A 20,561-nucleotide genomic window follows, 5' to 3' on the forward strand; every position below is an offset into this window, starting at 1 on the left:
CATTTGTGGTCTCAGGCCGATGGCTGGCCCGAGATCCAGGTCTTGGTCACTTCGATGCCGTCGGTGATGTGGACGATATCGGCGCGGGCACCGGGTGTCAGATATCCGCGATCGGCAAGCCTCAGGAAGCGGGCGGGATAGGACGTCGCCATCCGTAGCGCCTCCGCCAGCGGCAATTCGAGGATGTTGATGCCGTAACGGATGGTCGAGGCCATATCGACGTCGGAGCCGGCGAGCGTGCCGTCATCCAAAGTCAGCTTCGAGCAGTAGCCGCCCCTGACGCGATAGACGGTGCGGCCGTTCAGCGTGAAACTGTCGAGGGCTGTGCCGACCAGCGACATGGCGTCGGTGACGAAGAACAGCCGACCTTCACCGCGTTTTGCACGCAAGGCAATTCTCAGTGCGCGCGGATCGACATGATGGCCGTCGGCAATGATGCCGCACCAGGGGACCGGATGGTCGATTGCGGCACCCACGAGGCCGGGCGCGCGATGGCCCATCTGGCTCATGGCGTTGAAGAGATGGGTGACGCCTCGCGCACCGGCGTCGAAACGGGCATCCGCCGCATCCGCCGTGCAGTCGCTGTGGCCGATGCTGACGATGACGCCGCCTTCGCTCAGCGCCTGCACCTGACGTGCGGTCACCTGTTCCGCGGCCATGGTGATCAGCAGCGTGCCGATCGCCTCGCGGGCGCGGATGAAGGTCTTGACATCGCTGTCCTCGACGGGGCGCATCAGTTCGGCCAGATGCGCGCCCTTGCGGGCCGGCGCCAGATGCGGGCCTTCGAGATGCAGGCCGGCGACGCCGCGATTGGCCTTGACGGCTTCGATCGCGGCTTCAATCGCCGCCGTGGTGGCGGCAGCGACATCGGTGATCAGCGTCGGCAGCAACGCCGTGGTGCCAAAGGGGCGATGCCCCTCGGCGATCAAGTACATGGATTCGGGCGACGGGTCGTCGTTCAGCATGCGGCCGCCGCCGCCGTTCACCTGCGCGTCGATGAAGCCGGGAGACAGCACGCCGCCGGCAAGGCGGACCACCTCGGCATTGTCGGGGACATCATTGGCGGCGGTGATCGCCTGCACCCGGCCATTGCCGGTCACGAGCGCGCTATCCTCGTGAAACCGGTCGCCGTCGAAGATGCGCGCGCCGGTAAAGACCTGATAGTCCATCACATGGTCTCCGTGACCTTGAGAAGATTAGCCGGCTTATCCGGGTCGAAACCCTTGCGCCGCGTCACTGCTTCAATGAGACGATAATAGCAGAGCAGTGACACCAGCGGGTCGAGCAGGCCGTTGCCGGTGGTGGGCATGCGCAGGTTGATGCCGGGGAGGGCCGCGGTGGAGAAGGAGACGGCGGTGGCGCCGAGCTGCTGCAGGCGCTCCAATGCCTGGGCATTGTTGGCGAAGGCCGCATCATCGGGCGAGAAGGCGACGATCGGAAAGCCAGGCTGCACCAGCCGCATCGGTCCATGCATCAGTTCTGCAAGCGAGAAGGCTTCGGCATGCAGGCCGGCGGTTTCCTTGGCCTTGAGCGCTGCTTCCAGCGCAATGGCGAAGGCCGGGCCGCGGCCGCCAGTATAGAGCGAGGTGGCGTTGAAGAGCACATCCTCGGCCGCCTTGCCGTCGATACCCTGTGTCGCAGCCAATGCTTCCGGCAGTTTGGCGAGACCGGTGGCGAGCGCCTGGTCGCCCGAAATCGCTGCCGTGACGCCGGTCAGCGCTGCAACGGCGGCGATAAAGGATTTGGTGGCGGCGACGCTCTTTTCCGGGCCGGCATTTAGCCCGAGCACGATATCGGCTTCCTTGGCGAGCGGGCTGTCGGTGACGTTGACGACGGCGATGGTCGTGGCGCCGCCGAGCTTGGCGGCGGCCTGCAACGCGATGATATCGGGGCTGCCGCCGGATTGCGACACGGTGAAGTGGATGCCGCCCTTCAGGTGCAGGGGTGTGCCATAGACCGAGGCGATCGACGGGCCGATCGAGGCGACGGGCACGCCGCAGGAGATTTCGAAGAGATATTTGAAGAAGGTGGCGGCATGGTCGGAAGAGCCGCGCGCCGCCGTGGTGATCAGGGACGGGCGGGTCGAGGAGACGAGCTTTGCGATTTCGGCAAAGACGGGCTTTTCCTTCTCAAGCAGGGTTGCGACCACGTCCGGCGACTGGCCGGCCTCGGTCAGCATCAAGGATTGGGTGTCGCTCATAGGTCTTCTCCGATTCTCAATTCAGCAACGAAATCGTAGGCATCGCCACGATAGTGCGAGCGGGTGTATTCAACGACGCGCTGGTCTTCCAAGCGCGAAATACGTTCGATCAAAAGCGCGGGCGCGCCGGATTTCACATTCAGGATCGACGCGGAGGACGGATCGAGCGTCACCGCCGTCAGTCGCTGTAACGCGCGGACCGGCTTGAAGCCGTTCCCCGCCAGCGCATCATAGAGCGAACCGTCGGAAACGGCATCCTCGCCCAGAAATTTGATCGGAACGACAGCGCGCTCGATGGCAAGCGGCTGGCCGTCTGCCAGGCGCAACCGGTCGAGCCTTAGCACCGGCTCATCGAGGCGAAGGCCGAGCAGGAAGGATTCTTCCGGGGCGGGCGCGCTGACGGTGCGCGACAGGATCCTTGCGGCCGGCTCGCGGCCGCGCGAGCGCATATCGGCGGAAAAGGAGGAGAGGCGCCAGAGCGATTGCTCGATGCGCTCGACATGCTGCGACACGAAGGTGCCGCTGCCGTGGCGCGATTCGATGGCGCCGGAGGCAAGCAGGTCGCGATAGGCGGTGCGGACCGTAACGCGGCCGACCTGGAGCGCTTCAGCAAGATCTCGTTCGCCCGGCAGCGCCGCTCCAGCTTTCAGCAGACCTTCCTGAATGAGGCCCGCAAGCGCTTGCGCCAGGCGCTTGTACAGCGGCCCGGTCCCCGCCTCGTCGCGCAGGCCACGGCTGTTCAGCTCAGCGATTAAACTGGTTCTATCCATGGAGATTACATAGAACCTATTTAGAACCAGTCTGCAAGATGATTCTGACGTGCTGGCTGAAAATGAATCGGCCGGACGCGAGGTGCGCCCGGCCAATGCCAAGGGGAATGAAGTGCTGTCAGCTCAGTTTTTCGTGAAGATATAATCGGTTTCCTGCCGCAGCACTTCGCCGGGGCGAAGCACGGCATTCGGGAAGCCTTCATGGTTGATGGCGTCGGGCCAGACCTGGGTTTCGAGGCAGAAGCCAGCGAAGGGGCCGATCTTCTGACCGTCATGGCCGGGAACGGGAACATCGAGCTTGAAGCCTGCATAGAACTGCACGCCGGGCTCGGTGGTACGCACTTCCAGCGAGACGCCGGAATTGACGCTGCGCGCCAGCACCACGGAGCGCTTGGCGGTGCGTTCCGGCGACAGGCAGAAATTATGGTCGTAGAGCGCCTGTTCGGCGCCGTCAAAGCGCTTCATCGACGCCATTTCGCGGAAGTCGAAGACGGTGCCTTCGACCGAGCGCACTTCGCCCGTCGGCACCTGCTTTTCGTCCGTCGGGGTATAGTGATCGGCGGCGATCATGATGTCGTGGCCGAGCGCGTCGTCGCGGCCGTCGAGGTTGAAATAGGCGTGCTGGCAGACATTGGCGAGTGTCGGTTGGTCGCTGGTCGATTCATAGGTAACGGACAATTCGCCATTGCCATGCACCCGATAGGTCGCCTGGATCGTGCAATTGCCGGGATAGCCGGCGCGGCCGTCGGGATCGACGATCTTCAGCACGACGCGATCGACCGCATGCTCGACGATCGTCCAGTTGCGCTTGGCGATATTGTCCTTGCCGCCGTGCAGGTGGGTGACGCCCTTCTCGTTGAGCTCGAGCTGGTAGTCCTTGCCATCAAGCGTGAAGCGGCCGGCGCCGATGCGGTTGGCGCAGCGGCCGGGCGTGGCGCCGAAATAGGACGAATGGGCCGGATAATCGGCGAAATTGTCGAAGCCGAGCAGCAAGGCCGGGCCGTGGCCGTCGAGCCGCAGGTCCTGAATGACGGCGCCCCAGCTGATGATATACGCCGTAAGCCCACCGCCGACGATCTTGGCGCGATAGACTGTTTCACCGGTTGGCGTCGTTCCGAAAACTTCCCGTTGCAAACTGTTTTCCGTCATATCAGCTCATCCATTCCTATCAGAAATTCGAGGTCAGACCCTGCCCCCATTCGCGCCGATCCGCAACCAGTTCGAATGCGAAATTTAGGTGTGATGGAATGCCTATCAAGGCTTGCTTCGGCTTTGTTTCATTGGCTTCAGATTTGCCAGACTGCGCTGGAAATTTGCAAGGCGTATGACAGGTGAGTGCATTGGTTCCTGTTTGGGCTTATGCAGTCATCCATTGAATGCCTTTACCTGCCAGTTCCTTAGCGAGCCGGTGTCAGAAGCCTGGTGAACTGGGGGATGACGATTGTGGTGAACAGTTCGGGATCGCTGAACGCTCTTGCAGAGAGCATTGCCCCATGAACTGAAGCCATCAGCATCTGGGCCTCCTCTTCCGGCTGCTTGTCCAAACGGAATAGGCCCTGCTCTGCTCCAGTCGCAAGCACCGACTTAAGCCATCTCGCGAGACTATGGAAATGGGCGCGGACGCGCGACGCGACCTCCTCCGGCAGCATCTGCATCTCGCCAGCGAGCATGGCACAGATGCAGAAGGGCAGCGAGGTATCGCGAATGCATGTTTGCCAGAAATTCAGGTAGGCCCGCAGTTGTTCGGCAGGGCTTAAGAATTGCTCACGAAGAGAATTTAAACCTGTTTCAGCCTGCTGCCTGTAGCGATCCACCAGCACGGCGACCAACTCGGCCTTTGTCGGAAAGTGATGATGGATACTCGCCTTCCTGATGCCGATTGCAGCTGAGATGTCGGCATAGCTGAACCCGTTGTAGCCTCCCGCAACGATGAGAGACTGCGCGGTGTCGAGAATTTTTTCCGAAGTCGAAGTCATTGATTTCATGTCGCTGCCTACCTTCTGGTAGGTCGTTTGTCAAGATCGATGCGGCGCTTCCGCTGCTCACAAAGAGGTGTTCGAGTGTCGAGTTGACACAAAAATTATGCCTCCCTACTAGTAGGTAGATTGCAACATGGAGTCTACCGATGCAGAACCAATCTTCGACCCAGCCCAGCTGGCTGCGATCCTATTATTTCGTGCGCGCCATATTTTCTATCGCCTGGATTGCCGCCGCCATTCTCTTCAGCGGGCAATCTCATCTCACCGCCTTTCTGCTTGTGATCTATCCGGCGTGGGACGCCCTCGCCAATCTGGTCGATGCCCGGGTCAATGGCGGCCTGAAAGCCAACTCGTCCCAGGCCTTGAATGTCGTGGTCAGCACGATAACCGCGCTCGCCGTGATCGTGGCAGTCAGCAACAGCACCTATGCCGTTCTGGCCGTATTTGGGGTTTGGGCAATCCTCTCCGGCCTCCTGCAACTGTACACGGCGGTAAGGCGTTGGCGTCACTATGGCGCGCAATGGGTGATGATCCTGAGTGGTGTCCAGTCGGCGCTTGCCGGTGGCTTCATGATCAGTCGATCCCTTGGCACCGCAGCGCCGACGATTCTGGACATCACTCCTTATGTCGGGTTCGGCGCCTTCTACTTCCTGCTTTCGGCAATCTGGCTTGCCGTCGCGGCCTATCGCAACGCAAACGCATAGGCGTGGTCCATTCTCGTCGATCAAGCTCTGTGCCTGACCATCACCAAACTAGGCGCTGATCGAGATCACCGCGACAATTCCCTCGTCGCCTTTTCCAGGCCGCCGAGGGTCAGCGGATACATCCGGTCGGCCAACAGGCGGCGGATGATCGAGATTGAGGTGGTGTGGCTCCAATAATCCTCGGGCACGGGATTGAGCCAGACGCATTTGCGGAAATGGCCGGTCATGCGGTTGAGCCAGACCTCGCCGGCTTCCTTGTTCCAGTGTTCGACCGAGCCGCCGGTGTGAGTGACTTCGTAGGGACTCATGGAGGCGTCGCCGACGAAGACGATGCGGTAGTCGGAGCCGAAGGTGCGGATCAGGTCTGATGTCGCGGTGATGTCGATGCGACGGCGGCGATTGTCCTTCCACACGCCTTCATAGAGGCAATTGTGGAAGTAGAAATATTCCATGTGCCGGAATTCGGCGCAGGCGGCGGAGAAGAGTTCCTCGACCACGCGAATATGATCGTCCATCGAGCCGCCAATATCGAAGAACATCAGCAGCTTGACCGCGTTGCGCCGCTCCGGCCGTGTCTGCACGTCGAGATAGCCGTGTTCGGCGGTGGAGCGGATCGTGCCGGACAGGTCGAGTTCGTCGGCGGCACCTTCGCGCACCCAGCGACGCAGCCGCTTCAGCGCCAGCTTGATGTTGCGGGTGCCGAGCTCGACGCCGTCGTCAAGATTTTGAAACTCGCGCCGGTCCCAGACCTTCACCGTCTTGCGGTGATTGGAGGTTTCCTGGCCGATGCGGACGCCCTCGGGATTGTAGCCATGCGCGCCGAAAGGCGAGGTGCCCGCGGTGCCGATCCATTTCGAGCCGCCCTGATGCCGGCCTTTCTGTTCGTCGAGGCGCTGGCGCAGCGTTTCCATCAGTTTCTCGAAGCCGCCGAGCGCCTCGACGAGCTTCTTTTCTTCTTCCGTCAGATGTTTCTCAGTGAGTTTGCGCAGCCATTCCTCGGGAATGGTGGCCGCCTCGACCGTCTCCGGGCCGCCGCCAATCGCCTCGACGCCGCGGAAGTAATCGGCAAAGACCTGATCGAAACGGTCGATGAAGCGCTCGTCCTTGATCAGCGTCGCGCGGGCCAGATAGTAGAAGGCTTCGACATCATAATCGGCGATCCCCTCTTCCATTCCCTCCAGAAGCGACAGGAATTCCCGGAGGGTCACCGGAACCTTCGCTTCCTTCAGTTTCAGGAAGAAGGGAATGAACAAGGGTCAGAGCCTCTCTTCGCCGATATCCTCCAGATCATAGGGCGTGGTCTGGTAGAGTTCGTTGATCCAGTTGCCGAAGAACAGATGGGCATGGCTGCGCCAGCGGTTCTGCGGCGGGATTTCCGGGTCGTTATGCGGGAAATAATTATGCGGCATCTTGATCGGCACGCCGGCATGCACGTCCCGGAAATATTCGTCCGCCAGCGAGGTGGAATCATACTCCACATGATTGAACATGTAGAGCCGGTTGCAGGCCTGCTCGTGCACCAGACAGACGCCCATCTCGCTCGACTCCATCAGAATCTCGAGGTTCGGCACCTTCTCGATGTCGGCGCGACGCACTTCCGTCCAGCGCGACACCGGCACGGCGAAGTCGTCGGAGAAACCATTGAGATAGACGGAGGACGGCTTCAGGTTCTGGTGGCGATAGACGCCGAAGGCTTTCTCCTTCAGTGTATATTTGGGTACGCCATGAAAGTGGTAGATCGCCGCCATGGCGCCCCAGCAGACGTTCAGCGTCGAATGCACGTTGGTCATGGTCCAATCGAGGATCTGCTTCATCTCGTCCCAATAGGTAACGTCTTCATACTCCAGCAGCTCGATCGGCGCGCCGGTGATGATGAAGCCGTCGAACTTGCGGTGCTTCACCTCTTCCCAGGTCTGGTAGAAGGAGAGCAGATGCTCTTCGGAGGTATTCTTGGCCTTGTGGCCGCCGACGCGCACCAGCGAGAACTCGACCTGTAGCGGCGAGGCGCCGACCAGGCGCGCCATCTGCACCTCGGTCTTGATCTTATTCGGCATGAGATTGAGAAGCCCGATCTGAAGGGGACGGATATCCTGACGGATCGCCATCGTCTCAGTCATCACCCGCACACCCTCGTTTTGAAGGGCTTCGAACGCGGGAAGCGTATCGGGAATCTTGATGGGCATCGTTATCACTCGACCAAAAAACAAAAAACCGGCCGCGATCATGAATCGCTACCGGTCCGCACGCGGCCCTTTAGCGACTTATTTAACGTGGCTGCAAGCCGGCCGGCCAAATCACCACAAGGGAAATTCAATAAACCCGCGGCCTCTATCGGTCAATGGGGGAGCTCTTGAGGGAAAAGGTCGATATCATGCCTCATACCGCCGACCTCTACAGATGTTCTAGGAAGTGCTGCATGCCATAGCCGAGACGCTGCCTCGCTATGGGGATCGGCAGCCAGAAGAAGCGGAAGCGGATCGGGTCGCTGCCGTCGAACGGCGTCATTTCGAGATGGAGCCAGGTATCGGGTACCGCTTCGGGCAGGGTACAGCGGAAATAGTGTCTCTGATGATGGTATTCGCGCCCGTCCTTCTCGAAGCGGTAGTCCTGAATGCCGAGCGGATGAAGATCAACTGCCGCAAGACCGGTCTCTTCCTCGAATTCACGCGCTGCGGCGGTCGCTAGATCTTCGCCCGGCTCAACGGTACCGCCGGGAACCTGCAGCTTGACGGTGGGAAAGTCCGGCTCGTCGAAGACCAGCAGATGCCGGCCGCGCAGCGCATGGATCAGGACTTTAATGGCATCCGGCTGCGTCATTTCCCTTGACCCCGCGCCATGAAGGCGAGGCGTTCGAAGAGGTGGACATCCTGCTCGTTCTTCAACAGCGCGCCGTGCAGCTTCGGCAGGACCGTTTTGGCGTCACTGCGCAAGGTCACTGGGTCGATATCATCGGCGACGAGGAGGCGGATCCAGTCGAGGGCTTCGGAGGTAGACGGCTTCTTCTTCAGGCCCGGCACATCGCGGATCTCGAAGAATTGGGTAAGCGCCGCCCGCACCAAAGCCTGCTTGATGCCGGGATAGTGCACCTCGACGATGCGAGTCAGCGTCTCGACATCGGGAAAGCGGATATAATGGAAGAAGCAGCGGCGCAGGAAGGCGTCCGGCAGCTCTTTTTCGTTGTTCGAGGTGATGATGACGATCGGCCGGATGGCGGCGCGGATGGTTTCGCCGGTCTCGTAGACATGGAACTCCATGCGGTCGAGTTCCTGCAGCAGATCGTTCGGGAATTCGATGTCGGCCTTGTCGATCTCGTCGATCAGCAGCACGCATTTCTTCTGCGCGGTAAAAGCCTGCCAGAGCTTGCCCTGCCGAATGTAATTGCGGACGTCATGGACGCGCTCGTCGCCCAACTGGCTGTCGCGCAGGCGCGAGACGGCATCATATTCGTAGAGGCCCTGCTGCGCCTTGGTGGTCGATTTGATGTTCCATTCGATCAGGTCGAGGCCGAGGGCGGTTGCCACCTGACGGGCCAGTTCCGTCTTGCCGGTGCCCGGCTCACCCTTGACCAGAAGCGGCCGTTCCAGCCGGATGGCGGCATTGACGGCAACCATCAAATCCTTGTCGGCGATGTAGTCCGCAGTTCCCTGAAATTGCATCGGAAGGCTTTCATCAATATTTGAGGTGCAAGCTAGCTTCTGGCCTTACTCGGTTCAAGGCATGAGACGGTGTATATATTGAACGTGATCGCCCTGATGAGCTGCATGGATGGACATGTGGGCAGGTGATGGTTAACTGACGATACGTGCGTCGCAGGGAAGTGTTGATGGCAGTTGAAACGCAAGCCGCGCCGAATATTCAGGGGAACGACCGAGTCGGATACGATTTCAGCGTTCTCTATCGGCTGAGGATGATGTTTTCCGCCTTTTGGGGTTCGGCGGTCCGCATCAGGATCATTTCGCTCACGGTCGCGCTGTTCGTGATCATTCTGGTCACGGCCTATGTTCAGGTCCTGCTCAACAGCTGGAATGCGCCCTTCTATGATTCGCTGGCGCGGCGCGATACCGGCGCCTTCTTCCATCAGCTCGGCGTTTTCGGCATGATTGCCGGCTCGCTTCTTGTCCTCAATGTCATCCAGGCCTGGTTCAACCAGATGACCGCGCTCTATATGCGCGAGGGTCTGGCGCGTGATCTCGTCGATCAATGGCTGAAGGCCAAGCGCGCGCTTCGGCTTGCCTCTTCTGGCCTGATCGGCGTCAATCCGGACCAGCGGCTGCACGAGGATGCGCGCAATCTCGCAGAGAGCACCACGGGCCTGGCGATCGGCCTGGTGCAGGCGACCATCCTGCTCCTGAGCTTCATCGGCGTGCTCTGGGAATTGTCCAGCGGCATGGTCTTCCATTACAACGACATGAGCTTTTCGATCCCCGGCTACATGGTCTGGGCGGCGATTATCTATGCCGGTTCGGCGTCGTTTCTCAGCCAGTTCGTCGGCCGTCGACTGGTACGGCTGAACGCCGACCGCTATTCCAAGGAAGCCGAGCTGCGCTTTGCGCTGATGCATGCCAACGAACACATGCCGGCGATCACCATTGCCGGCGGCCAGGAGAATGAGCGCCGGCGGATCAATCTCGATATTTCCGCCGTGCTTGCCGTCATCCGCCAGCTTGCCATCGCCAACACCAATCTAACCTGGGTCTCGGCCGGTTACGGCTGGCTGGTGCTTATCATCCCGATCCTGGTGGCCGCGCCCGCCTATTTCTCCGGCGGGCTGACCTTCGGCCAGCTGATGGTGGCTGTCGGCGCCTTCAATCAGGTCAACACGGCCTTGCGCTGGTATGTCGCCAATTTCGGCCCGATCGCCGAATGGCGCGCGACGCTTATGCGCGTTACCGATTTCCGCCAGGCGCTGATGGAAATGGACGATACGACGCCGATGCCGCACACCATCACCTTCGACCAGGCGCCTCCCGGCACGATGGCATGGACCGACATGGAGATTTCCACCAAGACCAGCGAGGATGCCATGGAAAACGGCTTCCGCATTCGCGAGGGCTCGGTGACCATTGCCGCCGGCGAGCATGTCATGGTCAATGGCGATCATGGCGTGAACCGCAGGCTGCTGTTCCAGTCGCTGGCGCATCAATGGAATTGCGGCTCCGGCACAATCAGCATGCCGCCGATGGAAGACATGCTGTTCATGCCGCACACGCCCTATGTGCCGGGCGGTACGCTCCGCGAAGCGATCTGTTTCCCCGAGGATCGGGATGCCTATGATGATGCCGCTGTCGAAGCCGCGATGGACAAGGTAGGCCTTGGCCGGCTGAAGGGCCGGCTCGATACGCAGGCGCGCTGGGACCGGTTGCTGGACAATGATGAGCAGAAGGCCATCGCCTTTGCGCATCTGCTACTGGCAAAGCCGAAATGGATCATCCTCGATGAAGTCATGGAAGGGCTGGAGCTGGATGTCCAGGCCAAGTTCTCAGCACTGCTGACGGAATTTACCGATGCGACCGTGATCTATATCGGCCGCTCCGATGCCTACCTCCAGGCGATGTCGCCGCGCGTGCTGCATCTGCAGGCGCTGGTGCCGCATGAGGAAGAGGTCGCTGCCGCAACCGCTCCGCAGGAACCGGCCGAGGAGCCGGAGGTGAATAGTAAGAAGGCGAATGCGCCGTCGAGGTAATTGGGGGTGGTCGCCGAGCATGGCCGTCGATGTTGCGACTATTTGCGTGGCCACCCATCTGGCCATCATCATACCAAGACCCCAAAATAAAAACGCCCCGTCGTAAGACAGGGCGTTTTTCATGAAATCACAAGGCCGATTGCTCAGTCCTTGGCGCGCTCGACGTAGGAAACGTCTTCCGTGGCGATGACGACGCGGGTGCCGGCGTTGATGTGCGGCGGCACCAGGGTGCGTACGCCGTTCGACAGGATCGCAGGCTTATAGGAGGAGGAGGCCGTCTGACCCTTGACGACCGGTTCCGTCTCGGCGATTTCCAGCGTGACGTGGCGCGGCAGCTGAATGGCCAGCGGAATGCCTTCATGGATCGACAGGACGCAGGTCATGCCTTCCTGCAGGAAGGCCTTCTGGTCGCCCATGGTTTCGACATCGACGACAACCTGGTCGTAGGTGGCCGGGTTCATGAAGTGGAAGCCTTCGCCGTCTTCATAGAGATACTGGAAGTTCACGTCTTCGACGAAGGCGCGCTCGACCTGCTCGGTGGTGCGCCAGCGCTCGGATACCTTCACGCCATCGACGATGCGGCGCATGTCGACCTGCGTGACCGGTGTACCCTTGCCCGGATGAAAGTTCGCGGCGGTGAGAACGACGTAGAGCTTGCCGTCGACGTCGAGAACGTTGCCCTTGCGGACTGAAGAGGCGATGACCTTTACCATAAGACTTCCTTGTAACTCAGCTTGTCGCGTCGTAGAGGACTGTCGAAATACACCCCAGGACGCAGCTATTGTTTGCTTGGGGGCGCAACTACCCTAAATCAGCGGAAATAGCCACCCCCCCAACCCCGGCGGTCTTAAGAAGAAAGCATCGATGGAGCCAACGAGCAGCAAAGCGTCCCCCTGGTGGACCCGCAGCGTCCATGCGGACCGGCGGCCGTTCCTTCTTGGCCGTAACGCCATCCAGGCGGCGCTGCGCGGTTTCTTCGCGCGCAACGACTTTATCGAGGTCGACACGGCGACGCTGCAGGTGTCTCCGGGCAACGAGGCGCATCTGCATGCTTTTGCCACCGAGGCGCTGACGACGGATGGCCAGGCGGCGCCGTTCTATCTGCACACCTCGCCGGAATTTGCCTGCAAGAAGCTGCTGGCCGCCGGCGAGGAGCGCATCGCCTGTTTCGCCCATGTCTATCGCAATCGCGAGCGCGGGCCGCTGCATCATCCGGAATTCACCATGCTGGAATGGTACCGGGCCGGCGAGACCTATGAGACGCTGATGAATGATTGCGCCGTCTTGCTGGCGCTAGCAGCGGAGACAGTTGGGGCGAAGAAGCTTACCTATCGCGGCGCGGAGACCGATCCGTTTCTCGCGCCGGAACGCATCAGCGTCGCCGCCGCCTTCGAGCGTCATGCCGGGATCGATTTGCTCGGCTCGGTCGGCCCCGACGGTTCCACGGATCGCGAGCATCTGGCGGCCGAGATGCGGCGTGTCGGCATGCGCGTTGCCGCCGACGACCATTGGGCAGATCTCTTCAGCCGTGTGCTGGTCGAGAAGGTCGAGCCCTATCTCGGCTTTGGCCGGGCGACGATCCTTGATGAATATCCGGTCTCGGAGGCGGCTCTTGCCCGGCCTTCGGCTGCGGACCATCGAGTGGCCGAGCGCTTCGAGCTCTATGCCTGCGGCGTCGAGCTCGCCAATGCGTTCGGCGAACTCACCAATGCACAAGAGCAGCGGCGGCGGTTCGAGATCGAGATGGCGGAGAAAGCGCGGATCTATGGCGAGACCTATCCGCTGGACGAGGACTTTCTGCAGGCCCTTGCCGTCATGCCGGAAGCGAGCGGCATTGCGCTCGGCTTCGACCGGCTGGTAATGTTGGCGACCGGGGCTTCCAGGATCGAGCAGGTGCTCTGGGCGCCAGTATCGGAGTTTGGTTCATGAATGTGATGCGCCCAATCAGAACTGTCGATGACCTCGAGCAGGCCGGACTGATCGATAGCGCCGAGGCACTTTCGCTGGAAGTGGTGGCGGAGCGTTATGCCATCGCCCTGACGCCGACGGTTGCCCGGTTGATCGATAAGGCCGATCCCGCCGACCCGATCGCCCGGCAATTCGTGCCCGACATGGCCGAACTCGTCGTTACGCCTGAGGAGCGGGCCGATCCGATCAGCGATCATGCCTATAGCCCGGTCGAGGGCATCGTCCATCGCTATCCCGACCGTGTGCTGTTGAAGGCCGTGCATGTCTGCCCGGTCTATTGCCGCTTCTGCTTCCGCCGCGAGATGGTCGGGCCGCAGGGGCTCGGGACGCTGGATGGCGCGGCGCTCGATGCTGCCTTTGCCTATATCCGTGACCATGAGGAGATCTGGGAGGTGATCCTCACCGGCGGCGATCCGTTGGTGCTGTCGCCGCGCCGGCTCGAAGAGATGCTGCGGCAGCTTGCCGATATCGAGCATGTGAAGATCGTTCGCTTCCATACCCGCGTGCCTGTGGTCGATCCGCTGAAGATCGACGGGGCGCTGATTGCGGCGCTGAAGGCGAGCGGCAAGACCGTCTATGTGGCGCTGCATGCCAACCATCCGCGCGAACTGACGGCGGAGGCGCGCGCCGCCTGTGCCCGGCTGGTGGATGCCGGCATCGTGCTGGTCAGCCAATCCGTGCTGCTGAAGGGCGTCAATGACGATCCGGATGTGCTGGCTTCATTGATGAAGGCCTTCGTCGAAACGCGGATCAAGCCCTATTATCTGCACCACCCTGATCTTGCTCCCGGCACCAGCCATTTCCGCCTGACGATCGCGGAAGGCCAGGCAATCGTCGCGGCGCTGCGGGGCCGTATCTCAGGCCTTTGCCAGCCGACTTATATCCTCGACATTCCCGGCGGTCACGGCAAGGCGGATATTGGCAAGAGTGCGGTTCGCGAGCTTGGCGAAGGCTGCTATTCCGTCTCGGACTATCGCGGCGGTGAGCATCTCTATCCGCCGGAGGGATAGTGAAGCGGTTTTCCGTTCCTGTGTTGTTTTGCGCTGTCTGCAACTCCAAATTTCATAGGAACTCGCGTGGAAATTTGGCACATTAACCTTGCTGCGACGTGCCGTTCTTTCTCGCATCACAGCGGATAAATTTTAGCATTCTGAAATATTGCGCTATAAACGACAGGTTGCATGGCTTAAATATCGTAAATTTCATTTAGATAAATCTTATATTAAAGATATTCTTGCTAAGTATAGCGTCGTTATATTTACCACGTCGCTTAGTGGAATGTTCTATTTTACCTGTTACTTCTCAGGCGAAGATAAGGCCGCGTTACTGTGGTCGTGTTTGTGATTGCCTGGAGGGACGACAGGATGAATGAGACGATTCGCGATTTGCTGGCCAAGTTCGGCGCACTTCCCGTTACGATGGATCAGATTGCCGACGATGCCGATCTCTATGCGGCGGGGCTCTCCTCCTTTGCATCAGTGCAACTGATGCTCGGCATCGAGGATGCCTTCGACATCGAATTTCCCGACAATCTGCTCAACCGCAAATCCTTTGCCAGTATCGTCGCCATCGAAAAAACGGTCGGCATGATCCTGGATAGCCGAAAGGTCGCCTGATGAACGTGGCGGTCGCTTTGGTTGATGCTGGGGCCGGCGACAAGATGACGGCGCGGGCCGCGCGCGTCGCGGCGATTGCGGGCAAGCATGCCGATTCGGTCGATGTCGAAGGCCGCTTCCCCCGTGAGGCAGTCGAGGCGATGCGAGCGGAGAAGCTGCTGTCGGTCCAGATCTCCGACGAACTTGGCGGCGAGGGCGCGTCGATCACCGAGATCGCCGAGCTTTGCTCCATCCTCGGTCAGGCCTGTGCCGCCAGCGCCATGGTTTTCGCCATGCATCAGATCAAGCTGTCGAGCCTGGTCGAACACGGCGCCGGCAGCGACTGGCACCGCGACTTCATGCGCCGCATCGCCAAAGAACAGCTTCTGCTGGCCTCGGCGACCACGGAAGGCGGTATCGGCGGCAATCTGCGCAACAGCACCTGCGCCATCAAGGTCGAGGGTGACAGTTGCTTTCTAGAGAAAGACGCGACCGTCATCTCCTATGGCGCCCATGCGGATGCGATCCTGATTACCTCGCGCAGCCATGCCGAAGCGGTCTCTTCCGACCAGGTGCTGACCGTTTTCTTGAGAGATCAATATACGCTTGAACGCACCGTCGAGTGGAACACGCTCGGCATGCGCGGCACCTGCTCCGACGGCTTCCTGTTCAAGGGCGAAGCGCCTGCCGTGCAGATCTTGCCGAAACCCTTTGCCGAGATTGCCGCGCAGTCGATGCTGGCAAGCTCGCATCTGCTGTGGAGCGGCGTCTGGTATGGCATCGCCGCCGACGCCGTCGCTCGCGCCCAGGCTTTCGTGCGCGCCGCCGCCCGCAAATCGCCCGGCACTCAACCGCCCGGCGCGCTGCGGCTGGCGGAGGTCTCCGGCCTGCTGCAAATGGTGAAATCCAATGTCGTCGCCGGCCTGAAAACCTATGAAGAGGCGAAGGCTGATGCCGATCGTCTCTCCTCGATGGCCTTTGCCGTCGCGATGAACAACGTCAAGATCGCGTCGTCGGAGATGATCCTGCCGATCATCAACCACGCCATGCTGATCTGCGGCATCATGGGCTACAAGAACGGCACGCCCTATAGCCTCGGTCGCCATCTGCGCGACGCGCATTCCGCTCAATTGATGATCTCGAATGACCGCATTCTCGGCAATACGTCGACCATGCTGCTCGTCCACAAACAAGATACCAGCCTGTTGGGGTAATCGTCATGGATATGCAAACATCGTTTCTCGACCGCCTTTTCGAATCCGGTCTTCTGATCGACACCGGCGTTGACGGTCTTTATGGCCGCAGCGGCCAGTTCGAAGATGTCATCGCCGCCTTCGAGCGGCTGATCGACAGGTTCGGCGGTGCCGATGGCGCCGAAGCCATCCGCTTTCCGCCGGGCATGAACCGCGCTTTCTTCGAGACGAGCGGCTATATGAAGAGCTTTCCGCAGCTTGCCGGCACGGTGCATAGCTTCTGCGGCAATGAGCTCGACCATATGAGCCTCTTGAAGTGCATGGAAGTCGGAGAGGACTGGACGAAAGATCAGCAAGCGACCGATATCGTGCTGACGCCGGCGGCCTGCTATCCGCTTTATCCAACGGTCGCCAAGCGTGGTTCCCTGCCGGAAGCTGGTGCGCTCTTCGATCTGCAGTCCTATTGCTTCCGCCATGAGCCTTCCAAGGATCCGGCCCGCCAGCAACTGTTCCGCATGCGCGAATATGTCTGCATGGGCACCGACAAGCATGTGACCGACTTCCGCCAGAGCTGGATGGATCGCGGTATCGAGATGATGAAGGCCGTTGGTCTCGACGTCGTCATCGATGTCGCTAATGATCCGTTCTTCGGCCGCGCCGGCAAGATGCTCGCCAACAACCAGCGCGACCAGAACCTGAAGTTCGAGTTGCTGATCCCGATCACTTCGTCGGCCAATCCGACCGCCTGCATGAGCTTCAACTATCACCAGGACGCCTTCGGCGCGAAATGGGGTCTGAATTTTGCCGACGGCAGTGTCGCGCATACGGCCTGCGTCGGCTTCGGCCTGGAGCGTATCGCGCTGGCGCTGTTCCATCACCATGGTCTCGATACGAAGGATTGGCCCGAGGGCGTGCGCAAGGCGCTGTGGGGCTGATCGTGGCTTCCATCTTTGCGGGCCTGGACCCTGCCGCCTATCAACCGCACGCACTGCACGACAGTGAGCGCATGTGGCCGGAAACCAATTGCTATATCGATCTCTGGATCGAAGTGCTGGCGAGTCTGAAACTGCCGCCGGAAGCCATGCTTGGTTTTACGATGGGTCAGGATTTCGAGGGCGATCAATTCACCTTCTTCAAGGTGCCGCTCGAGGATCTCGAAGCGCTCTACGGCATCCGCTGCACGGAGCTTGCGATCTACGACAAGGTCGAGCGCCATGTCGCCGAGCAGATCGGTCGCGGCCGGCTCTGCCTGGTCGAGATGGATTCCTTCTACATGCCGGACACCCAGGGTGTCGGCTATCGCCGCGAGCATGGCAAGACGACCGTTGCCATCAACCGGCTGAATCTGGCGGGCCGCGAGCTCGACTATTTCCACAATGGCGGCTTCTTTCAGCTGTCGGGCGAGGATTTCGACGGGCTGTTCCAACTGCATCTGACGGACGAGGATCTGCCCTTCCTACCCTATACGGAATTCGCGAAGTTCCCGGAGATCAAGCCCGGCGAGGCGGCTATCCGGCAAACATCCAGGCAGCTGCTGGCCTTCCATTTCCGCCGCCGGCCCGTCGCCAATCCCATCCGCTCCTTCGCGGCGGTTTTCCCGGCGCAGGTCGAAGCCTTGGCCGAGCGACCCTTCGGCTTCTTCCATAAATATGCCTTCAACACGCTGCGCCAAGTCGGCGCTAATTTCGAGCTGGCGGGCAGCCATCTCGATTGGTTGTCTGCGGATTTTGCCGAGGTTGCTGCCCAGGCACGGCGGATTTCGGAAGTGGCGAAATCGGTACAGTTCCAGCTTGCCCGCGCCATCACGCGCAAGAAATTCGAGCCGTTGCAGACGGCGCTTGATCCGGCGGCGGATGCATGGGATTCCATGATGGGGCTGCTGGAACAAAAGCTTTAGGGATCCAATGCACGGGCGTTTGGCTGATATCAGCGGCAAGACGCCGCTGAGCGAAGGATGGAATCTGGTTCTGACGGATGCGAGCGTCTGCGCTTCGCCTTCGGACCTGTCGTTTTCGGCTGGCCTCATCCCCGCGCCAGTGCCGGGTACCGTGGCCGAGGCATTGGAAAAGGCCGGGCTTTTTAATCGGGAGCATCCGCATCCGTTGAACGACCGGGACGCCTGGTATCTCTGCCGGTTGGTCGATGCCGAGGCTGGCAATGCCGTGCTGCGGCTTGAGGGATTGGCAACGCTCTGCGAAGTCTTCCTGAACGGACGCAAAATTCTCGTCTCCGAGAGCATGTTCGAAACGCATAATCTTGCCGTTCATCTGCTGGGCGGCGATGAGCTGGCCCTGTGTTTTCGAGCGCTGGAGCCGCGCCTTGCCGAGCCCGGCCCGCGCGCCCGCTGGCGGCCGCAGATGATCACGCCGCAGGGACTGCGGCTGGTACGAACGACGCTGCTCGGCCATATGCCCGGCTGGTGCCCGGAAATCGATGCCGTCGGGCCATGGCGACCGGTGTCGCTGCTGCATCCGCATAGACCTGTCATTCGCGATCTTTCGCTGCGTCCGGATCTGTTGGAGGACGGCGAGGGCCGGCTCTATGCCTCGTTGTCGATCGAAGGACATGTGAGCGACGTCACGCTTCGCTGTGGCGAGGTCGAACAGGCTTTCGAGCTAGACAGTCATGGCCGCTGCACAGCGATCCTGAAAATCCCCCGTGTGACGCCATGGTGGCCGCGCACGCATGGCACGCCGTATCTTTATGACGTGACGCTGGTCGTCGATGGTGTCGAGCATCCGCTTGGGCGAACCGGTTTTCGCCGGCTGGCTGTCGATCGCGGTGCCGATGGCCGGGATTTCGGCCTGATCGTCAATGGCGAGCGCATCTTCTGCCGTGGCGCGGTCTGGACTACGGCGGATATCGTGCGGCTGCCCGGTGGCCGCGAGGATTACGAGCCTTGGCTGCGGCTGGCGGCGGAAGCGGGCATGAACATGATCCGCATCGGCGGCACCATGGCCTATGAGACGCCGGAGTTTTTTCGGCTCTGCGACGAGCTCGGCCTGCTGGTCTGGCAGGATTTCATGTTCGCCAATTTCGATTATCCGAAGGGCGACAAGGGTTTCAACACCCATGTCGAGGCGGAAGTGGCGCAATTTCTTGGCCATACACGCCTGTCACCATCGCTCGCTGTGCTTTGCGGCGGCAGCGAGATGCATCAGCAGGCGGCGATGCTCGGCCTGCCGGAAAGGTTCTGGGCAAGTCCGATCGTGGAGGAGATCATTCCGGCGGTCGCGCAATCGCTGCGGCCCGACGTGCCCTATGTCGTCAACTCCCCCTCCGGCGGGCCCATGCCGTTTTCCGCGAATGAAGGGGTGACGCACTACTACGGCGTCGGCGCCTATATGCGGCCGCTCGACGATGCGCGTCGCGCCGATGTCCGTTTCGCGGCGGAAAGCCTGGCTTTCGCGCATGTGCCGCAGGCCCGGACGTTGTCGCGGCATCTGCCGGTCCCGGTGGTGCATAGTCCGCTATGGAAGGAGCGCGTACCGCGCGATCGCGGCGCTTCCTGGGATTTCGAGGATGTGCGTGATCATTATCTTTGCGAACTCTACGGTTTCGAGCCGGACCGGCTGCGGCGGGAGGATCCCGATCTCTATCTCGCTCTGTCGCGGGCCGTCACCGGCGAGGTCGCGCAAGAGACCTATGCGGAATGGCGCCGGCAGGGTTCGGGCTGCAACGGCGCTCTCGTCTGGACGCTGCAGGACCTGCTCCCCGGCCCCGGCTGGGGCGTGATCGATTCGACCGGCGAGCCGAAGCCCGTATGGTATGCGCTACGCCGCGCCTTCCGGCCGGTGCAGGTGCTGCTCACCGACGAGGGCACCAATGGCCTCGATGTGCATGTGATCAACGAGAGCGATGCGGCGCTTGAGCTCGATCTTGACGTCTCGTGCCTGAGAGACGGACGGCAGAGGGTCGTGGGTGGAAAACGAGAGCTGTCGATCGAGGCTCGTTCCAAGAACAAGATCGCCTGCACGGATCTGTTCGGCGCCTTCTTCGACACCACCTATGCCTTCCGCTTCGGCCCGCCGTCGCATGATGTCACGGTGGCGCAGATTACGGCGCGCGACACGGGTTCGCTGATCGCCGAGGCTTTCCATTTTCCTCTGGGCAGGACGAAAGCCTTTCACGAGGCGGAAATCATGGCATCCGTTTCACAGCAGGATGGCCACTGGTTCCTCGATCTGCGCGGTGACCGGCTGGCTCAGTCGCTCCAAGTCGATTTCGAAGCCTATCGGGCTGAGGATGACTGGTTCCATCTGGCGCCTGGTTTGAAACGACGGCTGCGACTTCAGCCGAGAGCCGGAACTGCGATCGGGACCGTTCCGACAGGTCAGGTCAAAACTATCGGTAGCCGGCGAATAATCGAAGTTTGATGGTCGGTGGCAAATTCCAAGTCATTGAAATTGCAAGAGCAGAGGTTTGTTTTTCGCGCTGGTAGGCCGGAAACTGAATGCGTCTCTGCCTAC

General features: G+C 60.8%; 19 protein-coding genes and 1 riboswitch. Of the genes, 9 read left to right on the forward strand and 10 right to left on the reverse strand.

Features of this window, described 5'->3' with window-relative positions; translation table 11 throughout:
• Positions 1-11 precede the first annotated feature (11 nt).
• The 5 genes from nagA to RRH01S_RS09890 all read right to left on the reverse strand — a co-directional run bounded on the left by nagA (position 12) and on the right by RRH01S_RS09890 (position 4,955).
• Positions 12-1,169, reverse strand: coding sequence for an N-acetylglucosamine-6-phosphate deacetylase (gene nagA, locus RRH01S_RS09870; RefSeq protein WP_034522006.1), 1,158 nt, complete (start codon positions 1,167-1,169; stop codon positions 12-14).
• Entirely contained in the window at positions 1,169-2,200 is a 1,032-nt protein-coding gene (locus RRH01S_RS09875) for an SIS domain-containing protein (RefSeq protein ID WP_042471366.1), read from the reverse strand. The genes nagA and RRH01S_RS09875 overlap by 1 nt, the downstream gene beginning before the upstream one ends.
• Entirely contained in the window at positions 2,197-2,970 is a 774-nt protein-coding gene (locus RRH01S_RS09880; protein ID WP_034522003.1) for a GntR family transcriptional regulator, read from the reverse strand. Before RRH01S_RS09880 ends, RRH01S_RS09875 begins: the two co-directional genes overlap by 4 nt.
• Positions 2,971-3,093: 123 nt before the next feature.
• Positions 3,094-4,119: an aldose epimerase family protein gene (locus RRH01S_RS09885; RefSeq protein WP_034522001.1), complete on the reverse strand. Its 1,026-nt coding sequence runs from the start codon at positions 4,117-4,119 to the stop codon at positions 3,094-3,096.
• Between the two features lie 248 nt (positions 4,120-4,367).
• Positions 4,368-4,955, reverse strand: a complete 588-nt coding sequence (locus tag RRH01S_RS09890; protein ID WP_034521998.1) for a TetR/AcrR family transcriptional regulator — start codon at positions 4,953-4,955, stop codon at positions 4,368-4,370.
• Between the two features lie 140 nt (positions 4,956-5,095).
• Between RRH01S_RS09890 and RRH01S_RS09895 the strand changes: the two genes are divergently transcribed.
• Positions 5,096-5,653 carry a DUF308 domain-containing protein gene (locus RRH01S_RS09895; protein WP_042471371.1) on the forward strand — a complete coding sequence of 186 codons (558 nt, stop codon included), beginning with the start codon at positions 5,096-5,098 and terminating at the stop codon, positions 5,651-5,653.
• A 65-nt stretch (positions 5,654-5,718) separates the two neighbouring features.
• Here the strand turns inward: RRH01S_RS09895 and RRH01S_RS09900 are convergent, their stop codons facing one another.
• The 4 genes from RRH01S_RS09900 to RRH01S_RS09915 form a co-directional block, all read right to left on the reverse strand.
• On the reverse strand, positions 5,719-6,906 hold the full coding sequence (locus RRH01S_RS09900; RefSeq protein WP_042471374.1) for a vWA domain-containing protein: 1,188 nt from the start codon (positions 6,904-6,906) through the stop codon (positions 5,719-5,721).
• 3 nt (positions 6,907-6,909) lie between these two features.
• Positions 6,910-7,836 (reverse strand): homoserine O-acetyltransferase MetA, encoded by a 927-nt coding sequence (metA, locus tag RRH01S_RS09905; RefSeq protein ID WP_042471379.1) that lies wholly within the window; start codon positions 7,834-7,836, stop codon positions 6,910-6,912.
• 50 nt (positions 7,837-7,886) lie between these two features.
• Positions 7,887-7,964: riboswitch (SAM riboswitch) on the reverse strand.
• An 80-nt stretch (positions 7,965-8,044) separates the two neighbouring features.
• Positions 8,045-8,470, reverse strand: coding sequence for an NUDIX hydrolase (locus tag RRH01S_RS09910; protein ID WP_042471383.1), 426 nt, complete (start codon positions 8,468-8,470; stop codon positions 8,045-8,047).
• Positions 8,467-9,309 carry an AAA family ATPase gene (locus RRH01S_RS09915; RefSeq protein ID WP_042471386.1) on the reverse strand — a complete coding sequence of 281 codons (843 nt, stop codon included), beginning with the start codon at positions 9,307-9,309 and terminating at the stop codon, positions 8,467-8,469. Before RRH01S_RS09915 ends, RRH01S_RS09910 begins: the two co-directional genes overlap by 4 nt.
• 167 nt (positions 9,310-9,476) lie before the next feature.
• On the opposite strand from RRH01S_RS09915, the gene RRH01S_RS09920 reads away from it, so the two are divergent.
• Entirely contained in the window at positions 9,477-11,336 is a 1,860-nt protein-coding gene (locus RRH01S_RS09920) for an ABC transporter ATP-binding protein/permease (protein ID WP_042471390.1), read from the forward strand.
• 143 nt (positions 11,337-11,479) lie between these two features.
• On the opposite strand, the gene efp is transcribed toward RRH01S_RS09920, so the two are convergent.
• The gene (efp, locus tag RRH01S_RS09925; RefSeq protein WP_037219139.1) at positions 11,480-12,049 is read right to left on the reverse strand and encodes an elongation factor P; all 570 of its coding nucleotides are present in this window, start codon (positions 12,047-12,049) and stop codon (positions 11,480-11,482) included.
• 151 nt (positions 12,050-12,200) lie between these two features.
• On the opposite strand from efp, the gene epmA reads away from it, so the two are divergent.
• The 7 genes from epmA to RRH01S_RS09960 all read left to right on the forward strand — a co-directional run bounded on the left by epmA (position 12,201) and on the right by RRH01S_RS09960 (position 20,468).
• Positions 12,201-13,265, forward strand: coding sequence for an EF-P lysine aminoacylase EpmA (gene epmA / locus RRH01S_RS09930; RefSeq protein ID WP_037219138.1), 1,065 nt, complete (start codon positions 12,201-12,203; stop codon positions 13,263-13,265).
• On the forward strand, positions 13,262-14,314 hold the full coding sequence (locus tag RRH01S_RS09935; protein WP_012652843.1) for a lysine-2,3-aminomutase-like protein: 1,053 nt from the start codon (positions 13,262-13,264) through the stop codon (positions 14,312-14,314). The genes epmA and RRH01S_RS09935 overlap by 4 nt, the downstream gene beginning before the upstream one ends.
• A 354-nt stretch (positions 14,315-14,668) precedes the next feature.
• The gene (locus RRH01S_RS09940) at positions 14,669-14,920 is read left to right on the forward strand and encodes an acyl carrier protein (RefSeq protein WP_007692247.1); all 252 of its coding nucleotides are present in this window, start codon (positions 14,669-14,671) and stop codon (positions 14,918-14,920) included.
• Complete coding sequence (locus tag RRH01S_RS09945) at positions 14,920-16,113, forward strand: acyl-CoA dehydrogenase family protein (RefSeq protein WP_042471395.1); 1,194 nt, start codon at positions 14,920-14,922, stop codon at positions 16,111-16,113. Before RRH01S_RS09940 ends, RRH01S_RS09945 begins: the two co-directional genes overlap by 1 nt.
• A gap of 5 nt (positions 16,114-16,118) precedes the next feature.
• The gene (locus tag RRH01S_RS09950; protein WP_012652841.1) at positions 16,119-17,027 is read left to right on the forward strand and encodes an amino acid--[acyl-carrier-protein] ligase; all 909 of its coding nucleotides are present in this window, start codon (positions 16,119-16,121) and stop codon (positions 17,025-17,027) included.
• A 2-nt stretch (positions 17,028-17,029) separates the two neighbouring features.
• The gene (locus RRH01S_RS09955) at positions 17,030-17,989 is read left to right on the forward strand and encodes a DUF1839 family protein (protein WP_012652840.1); all 960 of its coding nucleotides are present in this window, start codon (positions 17,030-17,032) and stop codon (positions 17,987-17,989) included.
• Positions 17,990-17,996: 7 nt separating this feature from the next.
• Positions 17,997-20,468 (forward strand): glycoside hydrolase family 2 protein, encoded by a 2,472-nt coding sequence (locus tag RRH01S_RS09960; RefSeq protein ID WP_042471398.1) that lies wholly within the window; start codon positions 17,997-17,999, stop codon positions 20,466-20,468.
• Positions 20,469-20,561: the final 93 nt, after the last annotated feature.

The sequence above is a fragment of the Rhizobium rhizogenes NBRC 13257 genome (assembly GCF_000696095.1).
In the GTDB taxonomy this organism is placed as follows: Bacteria; Pseudomonadota; Alphaproteobacteria; order Rhizobiales; family Rhizobiaceae; genus Rhizobium; species Rhizobium rhizogenes.